At 73.9% G+C, this 20,099-nt stretch carries 16 protein-coding genes; 7 read left to right on the forward strand and 9 right to left on the reverse strand.

The annotated features are described in order from the left end of the window. Positions 1 to 15 precede the first annotated feature (15 nt). From ACZ4UX_RS30900 to ACZ4UX_RS30915, 4 genes are all read right to left on the reverse strand, one after another. Complete coding sequence (locus ACZ4UX_RS30900) at positions 16 to 1,728, reverse strand: glycoside hydrolase family 13 protein (RefSeq protein WP_329490758.1); 1,713 nt, start codon at positions 1,726 to 1,728, stop codon at positions 16 to 18. Between the two features lie 33 nt (positions 1,729 to 1,761). Beyond that, positions 1,762 to 2,670: a sugar ABC transporter permease gene (locus tag ACZ4UX_RS30905; protein ID WP_352296840.1), complete on the reverse strand. Its 909-nt coding sequence runs from the start codon at positions 2,668 to 2,670 to the stop codon at positions 1,762 to 1,764. Between the two features lie 43 nt (positions 2,671 to 2,713). Beyond that, positions 2,714 to 3,718 carry a carbohydrate ABC transporter permease gene (locus ACZ4UX_RS30910; protein ID WP_380389992.1) on the reverse strand — a complete coding sequence of 335 codons (1,005 nt, stop codon included), beginning with the start codon at positions 3,716 to 3,718 and terminating at the stop codon, positions 2,714 to 2,716. 109 nt (positions 3,719 to 3,827) lie between these two features. Beyond that, positions 3,828 to 5,105: an extracellular solute-binding protein gene (locus ACZ4UX_RS30915; RefSeq protein WP_465709033.1), complete on the reverse strand. Its 1,278-nt coding sequence runs from the start codon at positions 5,103 to 5,105 to the stop codon at positions 3,828 to 3,830. Between the two features lie 308 nt (positions 5,106 to 5,413). On the opposite strand from ACZ4UX_RS30915, the gene ACZ4UX_RS30920 reads away from it, so the two are divergent. Further along, positions 5,414 to 5,920, forward strand: a complete 507-nt coding sequence (locus ACZ4UX_RS30920) for a GNAT family N-acetyltransferase (protein ID WP_465709034.1) — start codon at positions 5,414 to 5,416, stop codon at positions 5,918 to 5,920. Positions 5,921 to 6,057: 137 nt separating this feature from the next. Here the strand turns inward: ACZ4UX_RS30920 and ACZ4UX_RS30925 are convergent, their stop codons facing one another. Beyond that, positions 6,058 to 7,140, reverse strand: coding sequence for an aldose epimerase family protein (locus tag ACZ4UX_RS30925; RefSeq protein WP_465709035.1), 1,083 nt, complete (start codon positions 7,138 to 7,140; stop codon positions 6,058 to 6,060). 325 nt (positions 7,141 to 7,465) lie between these two features. Further along, positions 7,466 to 10,456 carry an ATP-binding protein gene (locus ACZ4UX_RS30930; protein ID WP_329490752.1) on the reverse strand — a complete coding sequence of 997 codons (2,991 nt, stop codon included), beginning with the start codon at positions 10,454 to 10,456 and terminating at the stop codon, positions 7,466 to 7,468. A gap of 291 nt (positions 10,457 to 10,747) precedes the next feature. Between ACZ4UX_RS30930 and ACZ4UX_RS30935 the strand changes: the two genes are divergently transcribed. Beyond that, complete coding sequence (locus ACZ4UX_RS30935; protein ID WP_352292410.1) at positions 10,748 to 11,695, forward strand: terpene synthase family protein; 948 nt, start codon at positions 10,748 to 10,750, stop codon at positions 11,693 to 11,695. A gap of 298 nt (positions 11,696 to 11,993) precedes the next feature. After that, positions 11,994 to 13,517, forward strand: a complete 1,524-nt coding sequence (gene exaC, locus ACZ4UX_RS30940; RefSeq protein ID WP_465709036.1) for an acetaldehyde dehydrogenase ExaC — start codon at positions 11,994 to 11,996, stop codon at positions 13,515 to 13,517. 157 nt (positions 13,518 to 13,674) lie between these two features. On the opposite strand, the gene ACZ4UX_RS30945 is transcribed toward exaC, so the two are convergent. Together ACZ4UX_RS30945 and ACZ4UX_RS30950 are read right to left on the reverse strand one after the other, a co-directional pair. After that, the gene (locus tag ACZ4UX_RS30945; RefSeq protein WP_465709037.1) at positions 13,675 to 13,947 is read right to left on the reverse strand and encodes an SHOCT domain-containing protein; all 273 of its coding nucleotides are present in this window, start codon (positions 13,945 to 13,947) and stop codon (positions 13,675 to 13,677) included. Between the two features lie 7 nt (positions 13,948 to 13,954). Next, positions 13,955 to 14,383: a DUF6325 family protein gene (locus ACZ4UX_RS30950; protein ID WP_329490748.1), complete on the reverse strand. Its 429-nt coding sequence runs from the start codon at positions 14,381 to 14,383 to the stop codon at positions 13,955 to 13,957. Positions 14,384 to 14,528: 145 nt separating this feature from the next. Here ACZ4UX_RS30950 and ACZ4UX_RS30955 point away from each other — a divergent pair, with 145 nt between their 5' ends. Next, the gene (locus tag ACZ4UX_RS30955; RefSeq protein WP_329490747.1) at positions 14,529 to 14,852 is read left to right on the forward strand and encodes a nuclear transport factor 2 family protein; all 324 of its coding nucleotides are present in this window, start codon (positions 14,529 to 14,531) and stop codon (positions 14,850 to 14,852) included. A 6-nt stretch (positions 14,853 to 14,858) separates the two neighbouring features. Here the strand turns inward: ACZ4UX_RS30955 and ACZ4UX_RS30960 are convergent, their stop codons facing one another. Next, on the reverse strand, positions 14,859 to 16,082 hold the full coding sequence (locus ACZ4UX_RS30960) for a serine hydrolase domain-containing protein (RefSeq protein WP_352292418.1): 1,224 nt from the start codon (positions 16,080 to 16,082) through the stop codon (positions 14,859 to 14,861). A gap of 75 nt (positions 16,083 to 16,157) precedes the next feature. Between ACZ4UX_RS30960 and ACZ4UX_RS30965 the strand changes: the two genes are divergently transcribed. From ACZ4UX_RS30965 to ACZ4UX_RS30975, 3 genes are all read left to right on the forward strand, one after another. Further along, the gene (locus ACZ4UX_RS30965; protein ID WP_329490745.1) at positions 16,158 to 16,670 is read left to right on the forward strand and encodes an NUDIX hydrolase; all 513 of its coding nucleotides are present in this window, start codon (positions 16,158 to 16,160) and stop codon (positions 16,668 to 16,670) included. Positions 16,671 to 16,733: 63 nt separating this feature from the next. After that, complete coding sequence (locus tag ACZ4UX_RS30970) at positions 16,734 to 17,624, forward strand: TetR/AcrR family transcriptional regulator (RefSeq protein WP_352292422.1); 891 nt, start codon at positions 16,734 to 16,736, stop codon at positions 17,622 to 17,624. Between the two features lie 135 nt (positions 17,625 to 17,759). Further along, positions 17,760 to 19,799, forward strand: coding sequence for a hypothetical protein (locus ACZ4UX_RS30975; protein WP_465709038.1), 2,040 nt, complete (start codon positions 17,760 to 17,762; stop codon positions 19,797 to 19,799). The last annotated feature ends 300 nt before the right edge of the window (positions 19,800 to 20,099 follow it).

Genomic DNA, 20,099 nt, shown 5'->3' on the forward strand with positions numbered 1-20,099 from the left:
CCTATTGCAACCACGTCAGACCGCCCACCAGTCGGTGCTGTCCGGTCCGAGAACCGCTTCGCCGCCGGCGTCGGCGGCCTCCGGCGCGGCGTCCGCGGAGGACAGCAGCAGCCGGCCCGGCGCGGGTATCCGCACCGGCTCGGCGGTGGTGTTCACCGTGCAGACGAAGGAGCCGCGACGGAAGACCAGGGTGCCCTCGGGGCTCGCCAGCCACTCGACCCCGGTGCCGGCGCCCAGCCCGGACTGCTCCCGGCGGATGGCCAGCGCGCTGCGGTAGAGCTCCAGGGTCGACGTCGGGTCACCGGTCTGCGCCTCGACGCTGAGCCCGGCCCACTCGGCCGGCTGCGGCAGCCAGCTGGGGCCGCCGGGGGTCGGGCCGAAGCCGTACGGGGCCTCGGTGCCGGACCACGGGATCGGCACCCGGCAGCCGTCGCGGTAGCCGTCCTGGCCGGCCTTGCGGAAGAAGGACGGGTCCTGGCGGACCTCGTCGGGCAGGTCGGTGACGTCCGGCAGGCCGAGCTCCTCGCCCTGGTAGACGTACGCCGAGCCGGGCAGCGCGAGCATCAGCAGGGTGGCGGCGCGGGCCCGGCGCAGGCCGAGCGCGCGGTCGCCGGGGGTGCGGATCTGGGTGCCCAGGCCCGGCGGGTTGGCGAACCGGGTGCTGTGCCGGGTGACGTCGTGGTTCGAGAGCACCCAGGTGGCGGGGGCGTCGACCGGGCGCATCGAGTCGAGCGACAGGTCGATCACCGAGCGCAGCTCGGCGGCGTCCCAGGAGGTGCCCAGGTACTGGAAGTTGAAGGCCTGGTGCAGCTCGTCGGGGCGCACGTAGTTGGCGGTGCGCTCGACGGTCGGGGTCCACGCCTCGGCGACGCCGATCCGCTGCCCCGGGTACTCGTCGAGGATCTTCCGCCAGCTGCGGTAGATCTCGTGCACGCCGTCCTGGTCGAAGAACGGCATGACGTCGTTGCCGAGCAGCCTCAGCTGGTCGCCGCCGCCGATGTCGGGCAGGCCGGGGGCCTTGACCAGGCCGTGGGCGACATCGATCCGGAATCCGTCGACGCCCATGTCCAGCCAGAACCGCAGGATCGAGCGGAACTCGTCGGCGACGGCCCCGTTCTCCCAGTTGAAGTCGGGCTGCTCGGGCGCGAACAGGTGCAGGTACCAGTCACCGGGGGTGCCGTCGGGGTTCTCGGTGCGGGTCCAGGCCGGGCCGCCGAAGATGGACTCCCAGTCGTTGGGCGGCAGCTCGCCGTTCTCGCCCTTGCCGGGGCGGAAGTGGTAGCGCTCGCGCAGCGGGGAGGACGGGCCCTCGCGCAGGGCGCGCTGGAACCACTCGTGCCGGTCGGAGGAGTGGTTGGGGACGAGGTCCACGATGATCCGCAGGCCCAGCCCGTGCGCGTCGCGGATCAGCGCGTCGGCGTCCAGCAGGGTGCCGAACATCGGGTCCACCGCGCGGTAGTCGGCCACGTCGTAGCCGGCGTCGGCCTGCGGGGAGGCGTAGAACGGCGAGAGCCAGACGGCGTCCACGCCGAGGTCGCGCAGGTAGGGCAGACGGCTGCGGATGCCGGGCAGGTCGCCCATGCCGTCACCGTTGGAGTCGGCGAAACTGCGCGGGTACACCTGGTAGATGACCGCATCCCGCCACCAGCCTCTGGACGCGCCGGTGCTTGCCTCGTGAGCGGTGGCGTCGGCGGCGGGCCGGGAGGTGTCGGCCAGGTTCTGGGTCATGGACGGTATCCCTTGGGACTAGAGAGCGGCAGGTCAGGACTTGGAGGCGCCGGCGGTCAGGCCGGTGACCAGGTGACGCTGCACCAGGTAGAAGAGGACCGAGGACGGGATCGCGATCAGGACCGCGGTCGCCGCCATCAGGTTCCACTGGGCGTCGTGTTCGCTGACGAAGGTCTGCAGGCCGACGGCCAGGGTGTACTTGTCGGAGCTGAGCATGAAGGTGGAGGCGAAGGCCACCTCGGCCCAGGCGGTCAGGAAGGAGTAGAACGCGGCCACCGCGAGACCCGGCCGAGCGAGCGGCAGGACCAGCCGCCAGAAGGTGCCGATCGGGGTGAGCCCGTCGACCCGGCCGGCCTCGTCGATCTCCACCGGGATGGTGTCGAAGTAGCCCTTCAGCAGCCAGGCGCAGTACGGCACGGTGGTGGTCGAGTAGACCAGGATCAGACCGAGGTAGCTGTCCAGCAGGCCGAGTTCGGACAGGATCGTGTACATCGGCACGATCAGTACCGCGATCGGGAACATCTGGGTGACCAGCAGCGACCACATCAGCGGCTTGTGCCCGGGGAAGCGCATCCGGGAGACGGCGTAGCCGGTGGTGGCGGCGATCAGCACGCCGAACACCGTGGTCACCCCGGAGACCAGGAACGCGTTGCCGAACCAGGTGAAGAAGTCGGTGTCGAACAGCACCGTGTGGTAGTTCGACAGGGTCATCTTGTCGATGATCTCGCCGGGGTGGAGGTAGTCGGTCTTGTCCGGGCCGAGCGAGACGTAGAGGATCCAGACCACCGGGAACAGCGCGATCAGGCTGGCCAGGATCAGGGCGCCGTGGGCCAGCGCCTTGCCGAGCGGGCCGGACTCGCCGCGGCGACGGGTCCTGACCGGCTTGGCGGCCGCCGCCGCCGGGGCGACGAGGACGGTGGGTCGTTCGGTGGTGGTGCTCATCGGGGTTACCTGCCTTCGTGGGTCGCTTGGTTACCGGTCGGCGTCAGCCGTTGGCCTGCTCGTTGCGGGCGAGCCAGCGTCGGTAGAAGGAGGTGAAGACGATGAGGATGGACAGCAGGATCACGCCGTACGCGGCGGACTGCGCATAGTCCCGGGGCTGCTGGCCGAAGCCGAGCCGGTAGGCCCAGGTGACCAGCAGCTGGGCGTCGGGCGCGCCGTTGCCGCCGAACAGCAGGAAGATGACGGCGAACTGGTTGAACGTCCAGATCACTCCGAGCAGCACCACGGTCGAGGAGACGGTGCGCAGCCCGGGCAGGGTGACGTGGCGGAACCGCTGCCAGGCGGTGGCGCCGTCCATCTCGGCGGCCTCGTACAGCTCGGCCGGGATCGACTGCAGGCCGCCGAGCAGCGAGATCATCATGAACGGCACGCCGACCCAGGTGTTGACCAGGACCGCGGCCGCCTTCTGCGCCACCGGGTCGTCCAGCCAGCCGGGCTCGGGCAGGTGCAGGGCGGAGAGCAGGCCGTTGACGGCGCCGCCGTCGGCGAGCATCAGGCGCCAGGAGAAGACGGTGACGAAGGTCGGCACCGCCCAGGGCAGGATCAGCAGCATCCGGTAGACGGCACGGCCGCGCAGCTTCTGGTTGAGCAGCAGGGCGAGGCCGAGGCCGATGGTGTAGTGCAGGCAGACGCAGAGCGCCGTCCAGGCGATGGTCCAGACGAAGTGCGACCAGAAGCGGTCGTACGAGCCCGGGCCCCACAGGATGTCGGCGTAGTTGTCGAAGCCGACGAAGTGGTAGCTGGCCGGGATCTCGTTGACGCCGATCGTGCGGGCGGCATTGAGGCTGTTGGCGTCGGTGAGGGTGAGCCAGATGCCCTCGGCGAGCGGGTAGAGCACCAGCCCGCCCAGCACCAGCACGACCGGCGCGATCATCGCGTAGGCGTACCAGTGCTTGGCGTACGAGCGCTTGAGGCGCTCCATCAGGCCCGGACGCGGATCGCGCTCCCGGCCGCCCTGGCCGGTGGCGCCCTGCACGGCGACTGACATTGTTCGACACCTTCTCGGAGGAGGTCCGCCGCCTCGCTTCGGCGACTGCTGCTACGGGTCTGGCCGTCCGGCCCGCCGGGAGTGACGGCGGGCCGGACGGCCGGGTGGACTACTTCGCGAAGCCGGGGAGGAGCTTGGCGTAGTCGGTGGCGACGGTGTTCAGGCCGTCCTGGGTGCCGGTGCCCTGGACCACCTTGCCGAGGTTGGTGCCGAGCGAGGCGAACAGCGAGCTGTACTCCGCGAGCTCGGGGCGCGGCTTGGCGCTGGGGAGCACGGCCTGGAAGCCGGCGATGCCGGGGTCGGCCTTGACCTCGGGGGTGAAGGCGTCGGCGCGGGTCGGCAGGGTGGAGTTCTTCTGCGCGATGAAGGCCTGGCTCTCGGCCGAGGTCATGTAGGCGGCGAACTTCTCGGCGGCGGCCTTGTGGGCCTTGTCGGCGCCCGCGTACACGGAGATGTTGTGGCCGCCGGTGGGGGCGCCGGACTTGCCGCTGGAGCCGGCCGGGACGGGGGCGATGCCGAGGTTGGTCTTGTCGGCGAACGCGGAGCCCTTGTAGATGTTGGTGATCTCCCAGGGGCCCTGGATGATCGCCGCGACCTTGCCGCTGTTGAAGGCGTCCATCATGTGCGCGTAGGCGTCGGTGGTGACGTCGGCCTTGGCGGTGCCCGGCGCGGTGAACAGCGACTTGTAGGTCTCGATGCCCTTGACGGCCTCGGGCGAGGTGATGGTGATCTTCTTGCCCGCGGCGTCGACGGTGTCGGTGCCCTCGCCGAACAGGAACGGCATGGCGTAGTAGCCGTCGGCGGCCTTCAGCCAGAAGCCGTCCACGCCGGCCTTCTCCTTGACGGCGGCGGCGGCGGTCTTCAGCTCGTCCCAGGTCTTCGGCGCGGCGGTGATGCCGGCCTTGGTGAAGAGCTCCTTGTTGTAGAGCAGGCCGAGGGTGTCGGTGACCAGCGGGACGCCGTACATCTTGCCCTCGTACTTGGCCTGCTGGATCAGCGTCGGCTGGAACGCGGCGGAGTCGGCGGCGGCCGGGGTGCCGTCGAGCGGCTCCAGGTAGCCGGCCTTCGCGAAGGCGGCGGTCCAGCCGACCTCGGAGCGGAACACGTCCGGAGCGCCCTTGGCCCCCATGGCGGTCTGGAGCTTGTTCTGCGCCTGGTCGAACGGCACGTTGACGAAGTCGACCTTGATGTTCGGGTTGGCGGCCTCGAACTTCTTGGTGAGTTCCTGGTAGTTCGGCGCCTCGTTGGTCGCGTTCGACGTGTCCCAGTAGGTGAGGGTGACCGGCCCGTCGGCCTTGCCGTCCGAGCTGGAGCCGCTGCTGCCACAGGCAGCCATCGAGACCGCGAGGGCCACAACGAGGGCAGAGGCCGCGATGCCACGCCGCATGAGAACTCCTTGGGAGGGGTGGGGGTGCCCGAGATGTGTGAGACAGGCGCATAATGGCTGCCTCGTCCCGACCGCACCGTTGCTGCGGTCGGGCTCGGGAAGGAAGTTAACAGCGGCGCAATCATCACCGAAAGCCCTTGCAGCAAGTTTCTGCAAGAATCGCCGATCGTTACGCCCACGTGTCCTGGACGTAGCCGCACGGTAGTTGACAGGCGAAGATCCTGAATCCTTATGTCCGGTTCGCCCCGTTACCCGACCGTCGGAAAATACGCTGGGTTGCGGCAAGGCCCTTGCAGCAGACTGGACGGATGCTGATCCGAGCCGCCACGCGAGAAGACCTGCCGCTGCTGTGCGCACTGGAACGGGCCGCCGGGGCGCCGTTCGCCGCCATCGGGATGCCGGAGATCGCCGAGGACGAGCCGCCCACCCCGGAGGAACTCGCCCGCTACCTGGACGAGGGCGTCGCGCTGGTCGCGCCCGGCACCGGGGGAGCACCCGTCGCGTACCTGCTGGCCGAGCCGGTGGACGGCGCCCTGCACATCGAACAGGTCTCGGTCCACCCCGGCCACGCCCGGCGGGGGATCGGGCGGGCGCTGATCGAGCACCTCGCGGCGGGCACCGACGCGCCCGCACTGACCCTCACCACCTTCGCCGAGGTGCCGTGGAACGCGCCCTACTACGCGCGCTGCGGCTTCCGGCCGCTCGCCGACGGCGAGATCACCCCCGGCCTGCGGGAGATCCGCCGCCGGGAGGCCGAGCACGGCCTGGACCGCTGGCCACGGCTCTGCATGCGCCGGGAGCTCCCGGCACGCTGACGGCCCGGCCCGGCCGGCCGGGCTTCGGGGGGCGAGGGGCCTCACCGGTGGCGAGAGGCGGGGCTAGGCGGCCAGGAGCCGACCCGGGGGTCCGGGGGGACTGCCCCGGGCCCCGCGCCGCCCGCCACCGGGCCGGCTCAGCTCACGCCGAGGCGCAGCACGGTCGTCGAGCGGAACTCCTCCCCCGGCCGCAGCTCGGTGCTGGGGAAGTCCGGGTGGTGCGGGGAGTCCGGGAAGTGCTGGGTCTCCAGCGCGATCCCGGCGAACGGCCCGTACGGGACGCCGCTCGCGCCGGTCACCGCGCCCTGGAACTTGTTGGCCGTGTAGACCTGCAGCCCCGGCTCGGTGGTCAGTACCTCCAGCGTGCGGCCGCCGACCGGCTCCTCCAGCAGCGCCGCCCGGGCGGGGGTGCCGTCGGCCGGACGCGGGCGCAGCACCCAGTTGTGGTCGTAGCCGCCGGGACCGGTCAGCTGCGGGTGCTCGTCGTGCACCGACTTGCCGATCGGCCGGGCGACGGTGAAGTCGAACGGCGTCCCGGCCACCGGCTCGGTGCGGCCGTAGGGGATCTGGCGCTCGTCGGCCGGGGTGTAGGCGTCGGCGTCGAGGGTGAGCAGGTGGCCGAGGACGTCCCCGTTGCCCTCGCCGGCGAGGTTGAAGTACGCGTGGTTGGTCAGGTTGATCACGGTCGGCCGGCCGGTGACGGCGCGGTAGGCGATCGTCAGCTCGCCGGCGGAGGTCAGTGTGTAGTCGACGGTGACGTCGAGCGCGCCGGGGAACCCCTGGTCGCCGTCGGGGCTGTGCAGGCGCAGCCGGACACCGGTGGGCAGTTCCTCGGCCTCCCACATCCGGTGGGCGAAGCCGTCCGGGCCGCCGTGCAGGGTCATGCCGCCGCCGGTCGGGGCGAGCGGGTGCTCCTCCCCGTCGATGGTGACCTTGCTGCCGTCGATGCGGTTGGCGTAGCGGCCGACGACGGTGCCGTAGTGCCGGGCCGGGCCGAGGATCTCGGCCAACCGGTCGGAGGAGAGCAGCAGTTGCCCGGTCCGGCCGGCCCGGTCGGGGCCGCTCAGGGTGTGCAGGGTGGCGCCGAGGGTCAGCACGCTCGCCTCGTACGGGCCGGCCCGAAGGGTCCAGCGCTCGATCGCGGCGCCGGCGCCCGCGGGTTCGAGGGGTTCGTGCCGCACGCTGGTCGGCTGCGAGCCGTTCGCCGGGGGCGTCGACATGTCCTGCTCCTCACTGACGGCCGCGGCGTGCCGCGGCCCCTGGTACCGGGTCCGTCCGGGGCCCGCAGCCCCGTGGGCCAGCCTAGTCAGCGGGCCGGTGGCGAGGGCGCTCATGTCGCCCCCGCGCGCCGTTGTCCCACTGCCGTCCGCCGGTCCCTCGCGCGGCGCCGCTCCGCCGCGTCGCGCGCACCGCCCCGGGGTACCGGTCCGACCCGCCGCTCCCCGAGGCGCCGCGTCGGCCCGTACCGCCGGGCTGGTTCGTCCTGTCGTGCTGGATCGTCCTGTCGTGCTGATCCCTGGTGCCGTACTGGTCCGTGCCGCCGGGCTAGTCCGCACTGCCGGGCTGCTCGGGCGGCATGCCGAGGGCCGAGGCCAGGCCGTCCGGCCCGCTGCCCGCCTTGCGGTAGACGGCCGCCAGCCGCCGGTTGACCAGGCTCAGGTGGACGCCGAGCTCCTCGGCGATCCGCTGGGCCGGCAATCCGCGGACGGCGAGCCGGGCGACGTCCCACTCGGGCTGGCTGAGGATCTCCCGGACGTCCGCCAGCCGGTTGGGCCGCAGCCCGTAGTTGGCCAGCTCGCGGCGGGCCTGCTCGACCAGGCCGTCGGCGGCGCAGTGCTGGGCCAGTTCGATGCCCTGGTACAGGTACTCCTGGGCGTCCTCCAGCCGGCCGACCCGGCGCAGCGCGGCACCGAGCTCCACCAGGGCGACGGCGTGCTCGTACCCGGCGGGCGACTGGCCGAGGTGGCGCACGGCCTGCTCCAGCAGCTCCACCGCCTGCTGGCCGTCCTCGATCTGGGCGTGCAGCCGCAGCGCGGTCCCGATCGCCGAGGCGGTGCCGAAGCGGCGGGCGTCGCGGACGGACCGCTCCGCGTAGGCGCGGGCGCTGTCGGGTTCGTCCTGCGCGAGCGCGATGGCGAGGTGGCCGGCCCAGGGCGCCCAGACGGTGTTGTGCCAGCCCCGGGCGTCCAGTTGGGCACCGGCCTGGGTGAGCGCGGCGGCGGCCCCGGCGTTGCGGCCCTTGGCGAGCAGCAGCTTGCCGTAGAGCGAGGCCGCGTCCGGCAGCACCATCGCGGTCTCGTGGTACGGCGGGCTGAACCCGAAGCCGCTCGCGAGCTCCCAGGCCTCGTTGATCCGGCCGCGGGCGATCAGGGTGTCCACCAGGACGCCGACCGCGTCCCAGGCGAGCGGCAGCTTGGGGCCGATCCGCTCGGAGAGCCGCAGCGCGCGGCGCAGGAAGTCCTCGGCCTCGGCGAGCAGGCCCCGGCGGAACCGGGCCAGGCCCATCAGGAAGTACGCGAAGCCGCGGTGCGCGCCGCTCCAGCCGGCCACCTCGAACTGGACGATGGCGTCCCCGAAGAGCCGCTCGGCCTGCGCGATGCGATCGCTGTAGGTGTACGAGAGACCGAGCGTGGCGGGCAGTTCGAAGCCCCAGGTGTTGTCGGTCCAGCCGAGGCCCTTGGGCAGCCGGCCCTGGTCGAGCACCTGGTCCGCGTGGCGCAGCACCTCGGCGGAGGGCTCGCCGCGCAGGGTGAGGTCCCAGGCGCGCAACGCGAGGACCGCCCGGTCGGCGGCCTCCCGGCCGGTGAGGCTGCGGCAGAGCGCGCCCAGCCGCTCCGAGCGGCCCGGCCCGTCCTCCTCGGACTTGCGGTAGGCGTGCCACATGAACGAGGCGGCCTCCAGCCGGAGCCGACCGGCCGGGTCGCCGACCGTCTGCTCGGCCTCCTCCTGGCAGACCCGTGCGGCCTCGCCGAGCTGGCCGCTGTGCGCGAGGACCTCCGAGAGCCGGAAGGTGGCGTCCACCCGCAGGGCGGGGCGCAGCGGGCCCTCCTCGGGGTCGAGCGCGAGCCGCAGCTGGTTGACGGTCGCGCCGGGGTCGGTCAGCAGGGCGGAGCAGCCGAGCTCGTAGAGCACCTCGGCGCGGTCCTCGTCGTCCGGCGGCTCGGCGAGCGCGCGGTGCAGGCAGCGCTGGGCGGCCTCGGGCGCGCCGATCATCAGGTGCTCCTGCGCGGCCCGGCGCAGCTTGCGGACGGTGCGGTCGTCGCCCTCGCCGGGGAAGGTCTCCACCAGGTGGCGGGAGGCCGCGAGCAGGCCGAGTCCGGCGTTCTCGATCTCGGCGGCGGCCACGCCGTGCATCCCGGTGCGGGTGGACTCCGGCATGGTGTTGTAGATCGAGCTGCCGATCAGCGGGTGGACGAACTCCAGGTTCCCGTTGGGCGTCTGGGTGAGGACGCGCTGGCGGCGCAGCTGCTTGATGGATTCGCGGGAGCCCTCGGCGCTCTGGGTGGAGATCCGGGCCGCGAGCTCGGGCCGGATGTCGGTGCCGAGCATCGCGGCGGCCCAGGCGAACCGCAGGGTGGTCGCGCCGAGCCGGTCCAGCCAGCGCTTGAGGGTCATCCCGGTGGCGTCGACGGCGAGTTCGCGCAGTTGCTGGGAGTTCTCCTCGACCGGTTCGAGCGCCTGGTCGCGGACCTGGTCGAGCAGGGCGACGGCCTCGTAGGGATTGCCGTTGACGACGTTCCAGAACTCGTAGCAGAAGGAGTCCTCGGCCTTCGCTCCGAACTCGGCGCGGATCATGTCGGTGACGGAGACCAGCGAGAGCCTGCTGAGCTCGTGCCGGCGGGTGGCGAGCCCGGTGACGGCGCACCGCTGGTCCTGGGCCTCGGGCTGCCAGTCGGCGGCGTCCTCCCGGTAGGCGAAGACCAGCAGGACGGGCAACTCGCGGGCCCGGACGGCGAACTGGGTGAGCCAGCCGAGCGATTCGAGGTCGGCCCAGTGCAGGTCGTCGACGATCATCACCAGCGGGGCGCGCCGCGGGGCGAGCTGGGTGAGGACGTAGTCGAGGCCGTCGCGCACGCCCTGCGGATCGAGTCGGCGGGCCCCGCTCTTCGGCTGCTTGAGGCCCATGGCCGGTCCGACGACCTCTTCCCAGGTGCCCATCACCTGCCGGAACTCGTCGGGGGCGAGGTCGCCGAGGACGGGCTGGAGCAGCTGGCGCAGGACGTGGTACGGCTCGTTGAACTGGCGCTCGCCGCCGCGGGCGAAGAGCACCGTGGCGCCCTCGCGGAGCTTGGCGATCCGGCGGACCTCGTGGAGCAGGCTGGTCTTGCCGATGCCGGGCCGGCCGGAGAACGTGAGCAGCTCGCCGATCTCGGTGCCGCCGGCCGCGAACTCCCGGCAGAGCTTCTCCACCGCGGCTTCGGCCGACCGGAGTTCGGCGTCGCGGTCGCGCAGCCTGACCCGGGGTGACAGGGCGTCCGCGTCCTGCTTCTCCGCGCCGGCCGCCTCCGCCCGAAGTTCGTGTCGCTGCTCGGTCACCGTCGTGCCTCCGCCTCACCGTTCCCTGCCCGTGGAGCCGAGATTAGCGCCGCTGGGGGCGCGTTGCGCAGCATTCGCGCAGGCTGGGGCCGAGATTGAGGGTTCGGACGGCTTGCCAAGGGCAATTGCCCTATATCCCTAACGTCCGATCATTGCATCCGATACTCTACGGCATTCCCACCGAGTTGATCTTCCTTGTGGGACCCCCTGATGGAAACCCGCCACACCAACTCCCCCACAATCAGCACGAGTACCGCCAGCGCCCCCACCCTCCGCCGCACCGGGAGTCCGATGTCTGACGACACCTCACTTCAGATTCCGTTCCCGCACCGCCGCAGCCCGCACGGCCCGCACGCCGCCGAGCTGCACCGCGCCTGGCTGACCCGGCATCCACTGCTCCCGGATCCGGCGCACCCCTCCTACGCCCACTGGGACGTGGTCGACCTCGCCGCCCTCGGCTACCCGGACTCGGGGCCGGACGAACTCGCCCTGGCCGCCGACCTGATGGGCTTCTACTTCCTCTTCGACGACCAGTTCGACGGCCCGCTGGGCCGGCGCCCCACCGAGGTCGCCCCGATCTGCGAGCGGCTGATCGCCGTCCTGCACGGCGCCCGCCCCGACGCCTCCTCCCCCGTCGAGACGGCGTTCGCGGACCTCTGGGACCGCAGCGTGCGCGGCATGCCCGCCCGCTGGCAGGCCCGCGCGGCCTACAACTGGGAGTGGTACCTGGCCAGTCACCCGGCCGAGGCCGCCGGGCGGATCTCCGCGCGCCCGCCGGACCGAGACGGGTACCTGGTGCTCAGGCGGGGCACCGCCGCGATGGAGACGATCTTCGACATGGTGGAGCGGCTCGGCAACTTCGAGGTGCCGGCCGCCGTGCTCCACCACCCGGTCCTGCGTCAACTGCGCCAGCTCGCCGCCGACATCCCCTCGCTCAGCAACGACGTCCGGTCCTTCCCCCTGGAGGCCCCGCGCGGCGACGTCAACAACCTGGTGATGATCGTGCAGCGGGAGCGCCGCTGCTCGGCCGAGGAGGCCTGCGCCGTGGTGATGGCCGAGGCCCAGCTGATGGTCGAGCGCTGCCGCCAGCTGCACGCCCAACTCCCCGACGTCTTCCGGGAGCTGGGCCTGGCCCGGGTGGAGCGGGCGATCGCCGGGCGGTACGCCGACGGCCTGGTCACCTGGCTGGCCGGCTACCTCAGCTGGGAGTCGCGCACCGGCCGGTACCAGTCCGCCTGAACCGGACCGCCCCGCGCCGGCCGGGCGGTCCCGAACGCCCGGCCCGGGCCCCGGCCGTGGCGGGAATCGGCCGGAACGCGCACCCTCCGTGGACCCCTCCCGTACGGACGGTAGCCGCGGGGCGCCGTCCGCGGCTAGGGTGCCAGGGCGTGTCCGACACGCCCAGCGGCGGGCGCCCCGGCGGCGCCCCGCCCGCGTGCACGGCCGCACCCTCCGCCGGGCCGCCGGTGCGGCCCGGCGCACCGCCCGGCCAGCGTGCCGCGGCGGTGCCCCGACAGCGCGAGGAGGCACCCAGCACATGACGGTCTACCTGCCCCCGGGTCAGCCCGGAAGCATCGTCGCCTACCGGCCCCGCTACGAGCACTGGATCGGCGGCCGCTGGACGCCGCCGGTCCGCGGCGAGTACTTCGAGAACCCCAGCCCGGTCACCGGTGAGGTCTTCACCGAGGTCGCCCGCGGCACCGCCGAGGACATCGAGGCCGCGCTCGACGCCGCCCACGCCGCCGCCCCGGCCTGGGGCCGCACCCCGCCCGCCGAACGCGCCCAGGTGCTGCTGCGGATGGCCGACCGGATCGCCGACCACCTGGAGGAGCTGGCGGTCGCGGAGACCTGGGACAACGGCAAGCCGGTGCGCGAGACGCTGGCCGCCGACCTGCCGCTGGCCGTCGACCACCTGCGCTACTTCGCGGGCGCGCTGCGCGCCCAGGAGGGCGGCCTCTCCCAGCTGGACGAGGACACCGTGGCGTACCACTTCCACGAGCCGCTGGGCGTGGTCGGCCAGATCATCCCGTGGAACTTCCCGATCCTGATGGCGGTCTGGAAGCTCGCCCCGGCGCTGGCGGCCGGCAACGCGGTGGTGCTCAAGCCCGCCGAGCAGACCCCGGCCTCGATCCTGCTGCTGGTCGAGCTCACCGCGGACCTGCTGCCGCCCGGCGTGCTCAACGTGGTCAATGGCTTCGGCCTGGAGGCGGGCCGCCCGCTGGCCTCCAGCCCCCGGATCCGGAAGATAGCCTTCACCGGCGAGACCACCACCGGCCGGCTCATCTCCCAGTACGCCAGCGGCAATCTGATCCCGGTCTCGCTGGAGCTCGGCGGCAAGAGCCCCAACCTGTTCTTCGCCGACGTCGCGGCCGAGCAGGACGCCTTCTACGACAAGACCCTGGAGGGCTTCGCGATGTTCGCCCTCAACCAGGGCGAGGTCTGCACCTGCCCGAGCCGGGCACTGATCCAGTCCGCCGTCTACGACCGCCTGCTCTCCGACGGCCTGGAGCGGGTGCGGGCGATCCGCCAGGGCGACCCGCTGGACACCGCGACCCAGGTCGGCGCGCAGGCCAGCGACGACCAGCTGAAGAAGATCCTCTCGTACATCGAGATCGGCCAGGCCGAGGGGGCCAAGGTGCTGACCGGTGGCGAGCGGGCCGACCTCGGCGGCTCGCTGGCCGGCGGCTACTACGTGACGCCCACCGTCTTCGAGGGCGTGAACAGCATGCGGATCTTCCAGGAGGAGATCTTCGGCCCGGTCCTCTCGGTCACCCGCTTCGAGGACTTCGACGACGGCATCGCCCAGGCCAACGACACCCCGTACGGCCTCGGCGCGGGCGTCTGGAGCCGGGACGGCGCCACCGCCTACCGGGCCGGCCGGGCGATCCAGGCCGGGCGGGTCTGGACCAACTGCTACCACCTCTACCCCGCGCACGCGGCGTTCGGCGGCTACAAGAACTCCGGCATCGGCCGGGAGAACCACAAGGCCGTGCTGGAGCACTACCAGCAGACCAAGAACCTGCTGGTCAGCTACTCCCCGGACGCCCTGGGCTTCTTCTAGGCCGGGCGCCGGACGCCCGGCCGGGCCGCGGGCGCTCCCGACGGACGCGAAAGGCGGAGCGGGAAGTCGGACCGGCCGACTTCCCACTCCGCCACCACTCCCCGTGGTCCGCGTCGCGGCGCCCCCTGCGAGGCGCCGCACCGCGGTTCTCCCGAGCTCACCCGCCGAGCAGCCGCGCCTTCGCGGTCGCGAACTCCTCGGGGGTGAGCAAGCCCTGCCGGGCCAGCCGGCCCAGGTCGAAAAGCATGTCCGCGATCTGCGGCCCGACCGCCGGCTCGTTCACCGGCTCGTTCACCGGTCCGGCGCCCTCGGTCACCGGCCCGCCCGGCGGCCGGCCGGCCGCGGCGCCCAGCACCGGTCCGCGCACCAGCGGCGCGCCCACCGGCCGCTGCACCCGCACCGGCCGGATCGGCCCCGAGGATCGGATCACGGCGTCCTCACTTCCCGGCCGCGCGGTGCGCCTCGGCGGCGCGGACGGCCTCGTCGATGTGCTCGGGCGGGATCCGGACGCCCGAGGCGATCCGCCCGCCGACGGCGCTCAGGGCCTCGGCGGCCTCCCGTGCCCAGACGTGTTCGATCAGCACCAGCAGGGCCACCGTGCCCGGCACCAGCAGTTCGGCCGCCTCCTGGGCGTCCTCCGGCCCGATCAGCGGCAGGTCGGCGTGCCCGTCCGGGACGATGCCGCGCAGGTCCTCGTAGTCGGCGAGTTCGCCGTACGTCGCCTCCCCGTCCACGTGCCGGGTGACCACCAGCGAGTCGACCACCCGGATGTCGCCCCCGGTGCGCAGCTTGCCGAGCACGGTGGCCGCCTCGACGGTGATGGTCTGCCGGGGGAACGCCAGGACGAGCAGTTCGGCCGGACCCATGGGACTCCCTTCCGTGAGCAAATCACCCATATCGGGATCAAAGCACATGAATACCGAAAATCACCGACGCGCCGCCGACATGCCCGGACACGCCCGGCGGACGCCTTAGACAGGAGTCCCGTCCCCCTTCACCCTGGGAGAAACCGTGACCATCGCCATCGCCAAGCTCTCCGACCCGACCGTCCGGGCCGCCGTCGCCGCGATCAACGCCAACGACCGCGCGGCCTTCACGGCCCTGCTCACCGAGGACGCCACGATGTCCGACGACGGCGCCGACCGTGACCTGGCGGACTGGATCGACCGTGAGATCTTCACCAGCCGCGGCCACATGGACGTCCAGTCCGAGTCGGACGGCGGCCGCGCGCTGATCGCCAACTACAGCAACGAGACCTGGGGCGAGATGCGCACCGCCTGGCGCTTCGTCGTCGACGGCAACCGGATCAGCCGCTTCGAGACCGGCCAAGCCTGACGCCGCTCAGGACAGCCCGAGGCAGCCGCGCACCGCGTGGATCAGCCGGCGGGAGCGGACGTCTCCCGTCACCCCGGGCTGCATGCCGTTGGTGACGTAGCCGAACCCGAGGCCGAGCTCCGGGTCGGCGAAGCCGAGCGAGCCGCCCCGGCCCGGGTGGCCGAAGCTCGCCGGCGAGGCCATCAGCGCGGTCGGGCCGTGCCGGAAGAAGCCGAGGCCGAACGTCGAGTTGACGATCAGTACCCGGTCCGGCCCGCTGACCACCGGCCCGGCCGCGCGGGCCAGCACCTCCGGCCCCAGCAACGGTGCCGGCACCGTGCCCGGCGCCCCGCCCTCCCGGTCGGCCGCGCCGACGAGCGCCGCGTAGAACCGGGCCAGCGCCCGCGCGGTGCCGATCCCGCCCGCCCCGGGGATCTCGGCGGCCTGCACCGCCGGGTCGTTGAGGTCCACCCCGGGCCGCACCGAGGCGAACGCCCGGGCGGTCAGCGAGGCCGGGTCCTGGTAGGCGTCCCGGACCACCTGCTTGGGGCGCAGCCGCAGCCCGCTCGGGCCGGTCCGGGCGGCCTCCGGAGCGGGGAGGTCCACCAGCCGGCCGACCCGCGGCGCGGCGCCGGCCGGCAGCCCGATCCACAGGTCGAGGCCGAGCGGCCGGGCGATCTCCTCGGCGAAGTACTGGCCGACCGTGCGCCCGCTGACCCGGCGGACCACCTCGCCGACCAGCCAGCCGAAGGTGTACGGGTGGTAGCCGTGCGCGGTGCCGGGCTCCCAGGCCGGCGCCTGCGCGGCCACGGCCGCGACCGCCCGCTCCCAGGTGAGCACGTCCTCCAGCCGCAGCGGCACGTCCAGCGCCGGCACCCCGGCCTGGTGCGAGAGCAGCCAGCGCACCGGCACCCCGCCCTTGCCCGCCGCGCCGAACTCCGGCCAGTACGAGACCACCGGCGCGTCCAGGTCGAGCTGCCCGCGCTCGGCGAGCAGCAGCGCCGTGGTCGCGGTCAGGCCCTTGGTGACCGAGCGCAGCACCTGCGCGGTGTCCGCCGTCCACGGCACGGCCGGCGCGGGCCGGCCACCGACCTCGGGCCGGGCGTCGCCGCCCCACAGGTCGACCACCTTGCGCCCGCGCACGTACAGCGCGAACGCCGCGCCGAGCTCGCCGTACTCCTGGAAGTTGCGCGAGAAGGCCTCCCGTACGGGCTCGAAGCCCTCGGCCGTCTCGCCCCAGATCTCCGTCACCGCGCGCCCCCGGAGTCGTCCGAATCCTGTCGTGCCCGCGTTCGAACCGGGCCCGGAAACCCTAACCTGTCCGTCATGACCAACCCTGCCGATGAACTGCTGGACGTCGTCGACGAGCACGACCGGGTGATCGGGACCGCCCCGCGCGGGGAGGTGTACCGGCGGGGGCTGACCCACCGCTGCGTGTTCATCCTGGTCCGCGACCGGACCGGGCGGATCTTCGTGCACCGGCGGACCGACACCAAGCTGTTCGCGCCCGGCTTCCACGACATGTTCGTCGGCGGCGTGGTCGGCGCCGGCGAGACGTACGCGAGCGCCGCCGTCCGCGAGGCCGAGGAGGAGCTCGGCGTCAGCGGGATCGAGCCGCGCCCGCTGTTCAAGTTCCTCTTCCGGCAGGAGGGGCTCTCCTGGTGGTGCGACCTGTACGAGGCGCGCTGGGACGGTCCGGTCGCGCCGCAGGAGTCCGAGGTCGCCTGGCACGCCTGGCTGACCCCGGAGGAGCTGGACGCCCGGCTGGCGGCCGACGCGTTCGTGCCGGACGGCCTGGAGGCGTACCGCCGCTACCGGGAACGGCACCCGGCGCGGTAGGCCCGGTTCCCGGCGACCGGACAAGATCCACGGCGGCCGCCCGGGCCGGATAGGGTGACGCCCATGGCTTCCCGTACGCCGTCGGCGGCGCCCACGTCCCCGCGCACCGCCCGGAGCAGCGGCCGGGCCGCCGGCCGCACCGGCGCCCCGGACGGCGCGACCCCGGACCTCGCGGCACCCGGCGGCACCGCCGCCGGCGCACCGGCCGGGAAGGGCGGCGAGCGCCCGCGCCGGCGGCTCAGCGTGGACGAGCGGCGCGAGCAGCTGATCGCCGTCGCCCTGGACCTCTTCAGCCGGCGCCCGCCCGAGGAGGTGTCGATCGACGACATCGCGGCCGCCGCCGGCGCCTCCCGCCCGCTGGTCTACCACTACTTCCCCGGCAAGCAGGCACTGTACGAGGAGTCGCTGCGCCGGGCCGGCCGCGAGCTGGCCGGCCGCTTCGAGGAGCCCGCCGACGGCCCGCTCTCCGAGCGGCTGTACCGGGTGATGGGCCGCTACCTGGACTTCGTGCAGAGCCACGGTCCCGGCTTCGCCGCGCTGCTGCGCGGCGGCTCGGTGGCGGCCAGCGCCGGGACGTCGGCGGTGATCGACGAAGTCCGGCGGGCCGCGCACGACCAGATCCTGAGCCACCTGGCGGTCCCCTCGCCGAGTCCGGGCCTGCGGCTGACCGTCCGCGCCTGGATCGCCAACGCCGAGATCACCTCGCTGGAGTGGCTGGGCGAGCGCTCGGTGCCGCTGGAGGAGCTCCAGCTGCACCTGGTCCAGGAGTTCGTCGCGGCCCTGACGCTGACCGCCGCCCGGGAGCCCGCGCTGGCCGCCGAACTCGCCGGCTTCTTCGCCGCCGAGCACCCCGCCGGCCCGGCCGGGCGGCTGGTGCGCGAACTCGCGGGCCTGTTCGCCGTTCCCGGCATCGCGGACGCGGTCGCCGCGCTGGCGGTCGAGCCCGCGAACTGAACCGGCGGACGCCGGTTCTGCCACAGCGGCGGCCTCTGATAGGAATGGGCACGGATCTGACGCCGCGCCGGTCACGAGCGCGCCCGGATCCGCCGAACCACCAACGCACACGCAGCAGAGCGGGGGGCTCATCAGTTGACCCAGGACGGCCAGTTCACCACGGAGGCCAATCCCTTCGCCCCGGCGGAGCAGGTGTCCGCGACGCTCGGCGCGCTCACCGAAGCCCTCTTCGAGAAGCACACCTCGCGCCACCCGGCGGCTTCGCTGACGGCCCTGACCGCCGGCGCCCACCCGGCGGCCGAGGCCCTCTTCAACCTCCCACTGGCGCCCAACGGTCCGGTGCACGACGCCGTCGACCGGCTCGGCACCGTGGTCACCGCCGGGACGGCCCGCCCGGGCACCGGCGCCCCGCTGGCCGAGCTGGCCGGCGACGCGCTGCTCGCGCGCTACGGCGGCGGCCCGGTACGCGGCGCGGTGGCCGACCGGGGCACCGCCACGGCCGCGCTGTTCGGGCTGCCGGTGGCCGGCGAGGTCGCCGCCCCCGAGCTGCGCCCGCCGTTCGCCGCCGCGCTGGCGGCGCTCGCCGCCGGACAGCAGACCCGGCAGCCGGTGGAGCTCGCCACCGGCGCCGGCGCCGAGGTCCGCCTGGTCGTCCCGCCCGGCTTCCACCCGCTGACCTCCCCGGGCGGCCCGGTCGGCGTCTCCGCCCGTACCGTGCCCGCCGGCCCGGCCGGGGCCGGCGCGGCGGCCACCGCCAAGGGCGTCGACCCGGCCACCGGTGCGGCCGCCGCCGAGCTGACCGCGCACCTGGCCGAGGTCGCCGAGGAGCTGTTCAGCGGCGCCGGTCCGGCGCCGCGCCGCGACTTCGCGGTGATCGCCGCGTCCCTGGCCGACACCATCACCGCCTCGGGCACGGTCTACGCCGGGGTCTGCGCCCTGGAGGTGGCCGGCCGGCCGACCGAGGCCACCCTGGTGGTCTCGCTCGCCCGCCACCCGCTGCCGATCTCCGGGCTGGCCACCGAACTGGCCACCGTCCGCCGGCACGCCGAGGTCTGGACGGTGCTGCTGCCGGCCGGCCCGGCCGCCGTCCTGGTCGAGGGCCGCAGCGTCCCCGTCCCCGGTCCGCTCGCCGACGACGGCCGGCGCCGCTGGGCGGTCACCTCGGTGGTGGAGGCGTTCGTGCCGCTGCCGGACGGTGTCTCGGTGCTCTGCGTCCAGCTCACAACGGCGCAGCAGCAGGACTGGGAGCTGTACACGGAGGCCTTCGCCGAGCTGCTGAAGAGCGTCCAGTTCGGCTGGGACGGCGTGGCCGGGCAGCTGACCCCGCCGGTCCGCGCCTTCGCGCCGGCGCCCGCCGCGACCCCCGCCCACGGCGTCCCCGCCGAGCCGTACCCGGCCCCGACTCCGGCTCCGACGCCCGCTCCGGCGGCCGAAGCGCTCGCCGCGACGGCCGGGTTCGCCGCCGAAGCCGTCCCGGAGCAGGCCGCCGCGCCCGTTCCGGACGACGCCACGCCGCTGCCGGTCCACCTGCGCGGCACGCCGGTCCGGGTCCCCCCGGCCGACTTCAACCCCTTCGCCCCCGAGGCCGACCCGACGCCCGTCGAGCCCCTCCTGGTGCCGGACGACAGTCCGGAGGCGGCCGAGCGGCGCCCCAAGGGCACCCCCGTCATGGTCCCGCCGCCGGACTTCGACCCCTTCGCCCCGCAGGCCGCGACGCTCACCGACACCACCGTGCCGGAGACCGCCGACGACCCGGAGCGGGGCCCCAAGGGCACGCCGGTGATGGTCCCGCCGCCGGACTTCGACCCCTTCGCCCCGCTGCCGGCCGACACCCCCGCCGCCCCCGAGGCCGCACCGGCCGCCCCCCGGGCCGCCGACCCGTTCGGCACGGTGACGGCCGAGGACCGGCCGAGCGACCCGTTCGGCACCACCCTCCCGCAGCCCGCCGCCGTGCCGCCGCCGCCCTCGGCGCCGCCGACCGTGCCCGCGCCGACCGTCACCCTGCCGACGGCCGAGGACGGGCCGGACGACCCGGCGCGCGGCCCCAAGGGCACCCCGGTGATGGTCCCGCCGCCGGACTTCAACCCCTTCGCCCCGCTGCCGGCCGACACCCCCGCCCCCGCCGCCCCCGAGGCCGCACCGGCCGCCGCGCCGGAGACCAGCCCCTTCGGCTGAGGCCCGGACCACCGCGCACCGGCGGCCGCCCCGCACCAGGGGCGGCCGCCGGTGCGCGTCCGCGCCCGGCCCCACCGACCGGCGACCGCGCCACCCGACATGTCCACCACCGTCAACTGGTACAGACCTATTGCCAGTTGCCGACCGGCTCCCTACCCTCGGGGAGCACAGGATCCTGACGGCACCCCGACGGCCGGAGGTCTCCGGTTCCGCGCCGCCCGACGGCCCGGAGCTCCCGCACGCTGCTCCACGCACCTGACACCTCCCCACAGGTAACGGGGCGACCCGGCATGCCCGGAG

The sequence above is a fragment of the Kitasatospora sp. NPDC028961 genome (assembly GCF_055564815.1).

Excerpts from the sequence above, each read along its gene's own strand:
- ACZ4UX_RS30910 (WP_380389992.1), bottom strand. The coding sequence starts at position 3,718 with ATGTCAGTCGCCGTGCAGGGCGCCACCGGCCAGGGCGGCCGGGAGCGC.
- exaC (WP_465709036.1), top strand. The coding sequence starts at position 11,994 with ATGACGGTCTACCTGCCCCCGGGTCAGCCCGGAAGCATCGTCGCCTAC.
- ACZ4UX_RS30950 (WP_329490748.1), bottom strand. The coding sequence starts at position 14,383 with ATGGGTCCGGCCGAACTGCTCGTCCTGGCGTTCCCCCGGCAGACCATC.
- ACZ4UX_RS30920 (WP_465709034.1), top strand. The coding sequence starts at position 5,414 with ATGCTGATCCGAGCCGCCACGCGAGAAGACCTGCCGCTGCTGTGCGCA.
- ACZ4UX_RS30925 (WP_465709035.1), bottom strand. The coding sequence starts at position 7,140 with ATGTCGACGCCCCCGGCGAACGGCTCGCAGCCGACCAGCGTGCGGCAC.
- ACZ4UX_RS30965 (WP_329490745.1), top strand. The coding sequence starts at position 16,158 with ATGACCAACCCTGCCGATGAACTGCTGGACGTCGTCGACGAGCACGAC.
- ACZ4UX_RS30900 (WP_329490758.1), bottom strand. The coding sequence starts at position 1,728 with ATGACCCAGAACCTGGCCGACACCTCCCGGCCCGCCGCCGACGCCACC.
- ACZ4UX_RS30935 (WP_352292410.1), top strand. The coding sequence starts at position 10,748 with ATGTCTGACGACACCTCACTTCAGATTCCGTTCCCGCACCGCCGCAGC.
- ACZ4UX_RS30915 (WP_465709033.1), bottom strand. The coding sequence starts at position 5,105 with ATGCGGCGTGGCATCGCGGCCTCTGCCCTCGTTGTGGCCCTCGCGGTC.
- ACZ4UX_RS30970 (WP_352292422.1), top strand. The coding sequence starts at position 16,734 with ATGGCTTCCCGTACGCCGTCGGCGGCGCCCACGTCCCCGCGCACCGCC.
- ACZ4UX_RS30905 (WP_352296840.1), bottom strand. The coding sequence starts at position 2,670 with ATGAGCACCACCACCGAACGACCCACCGTCCTCGTCGCCCCGGCGGCG.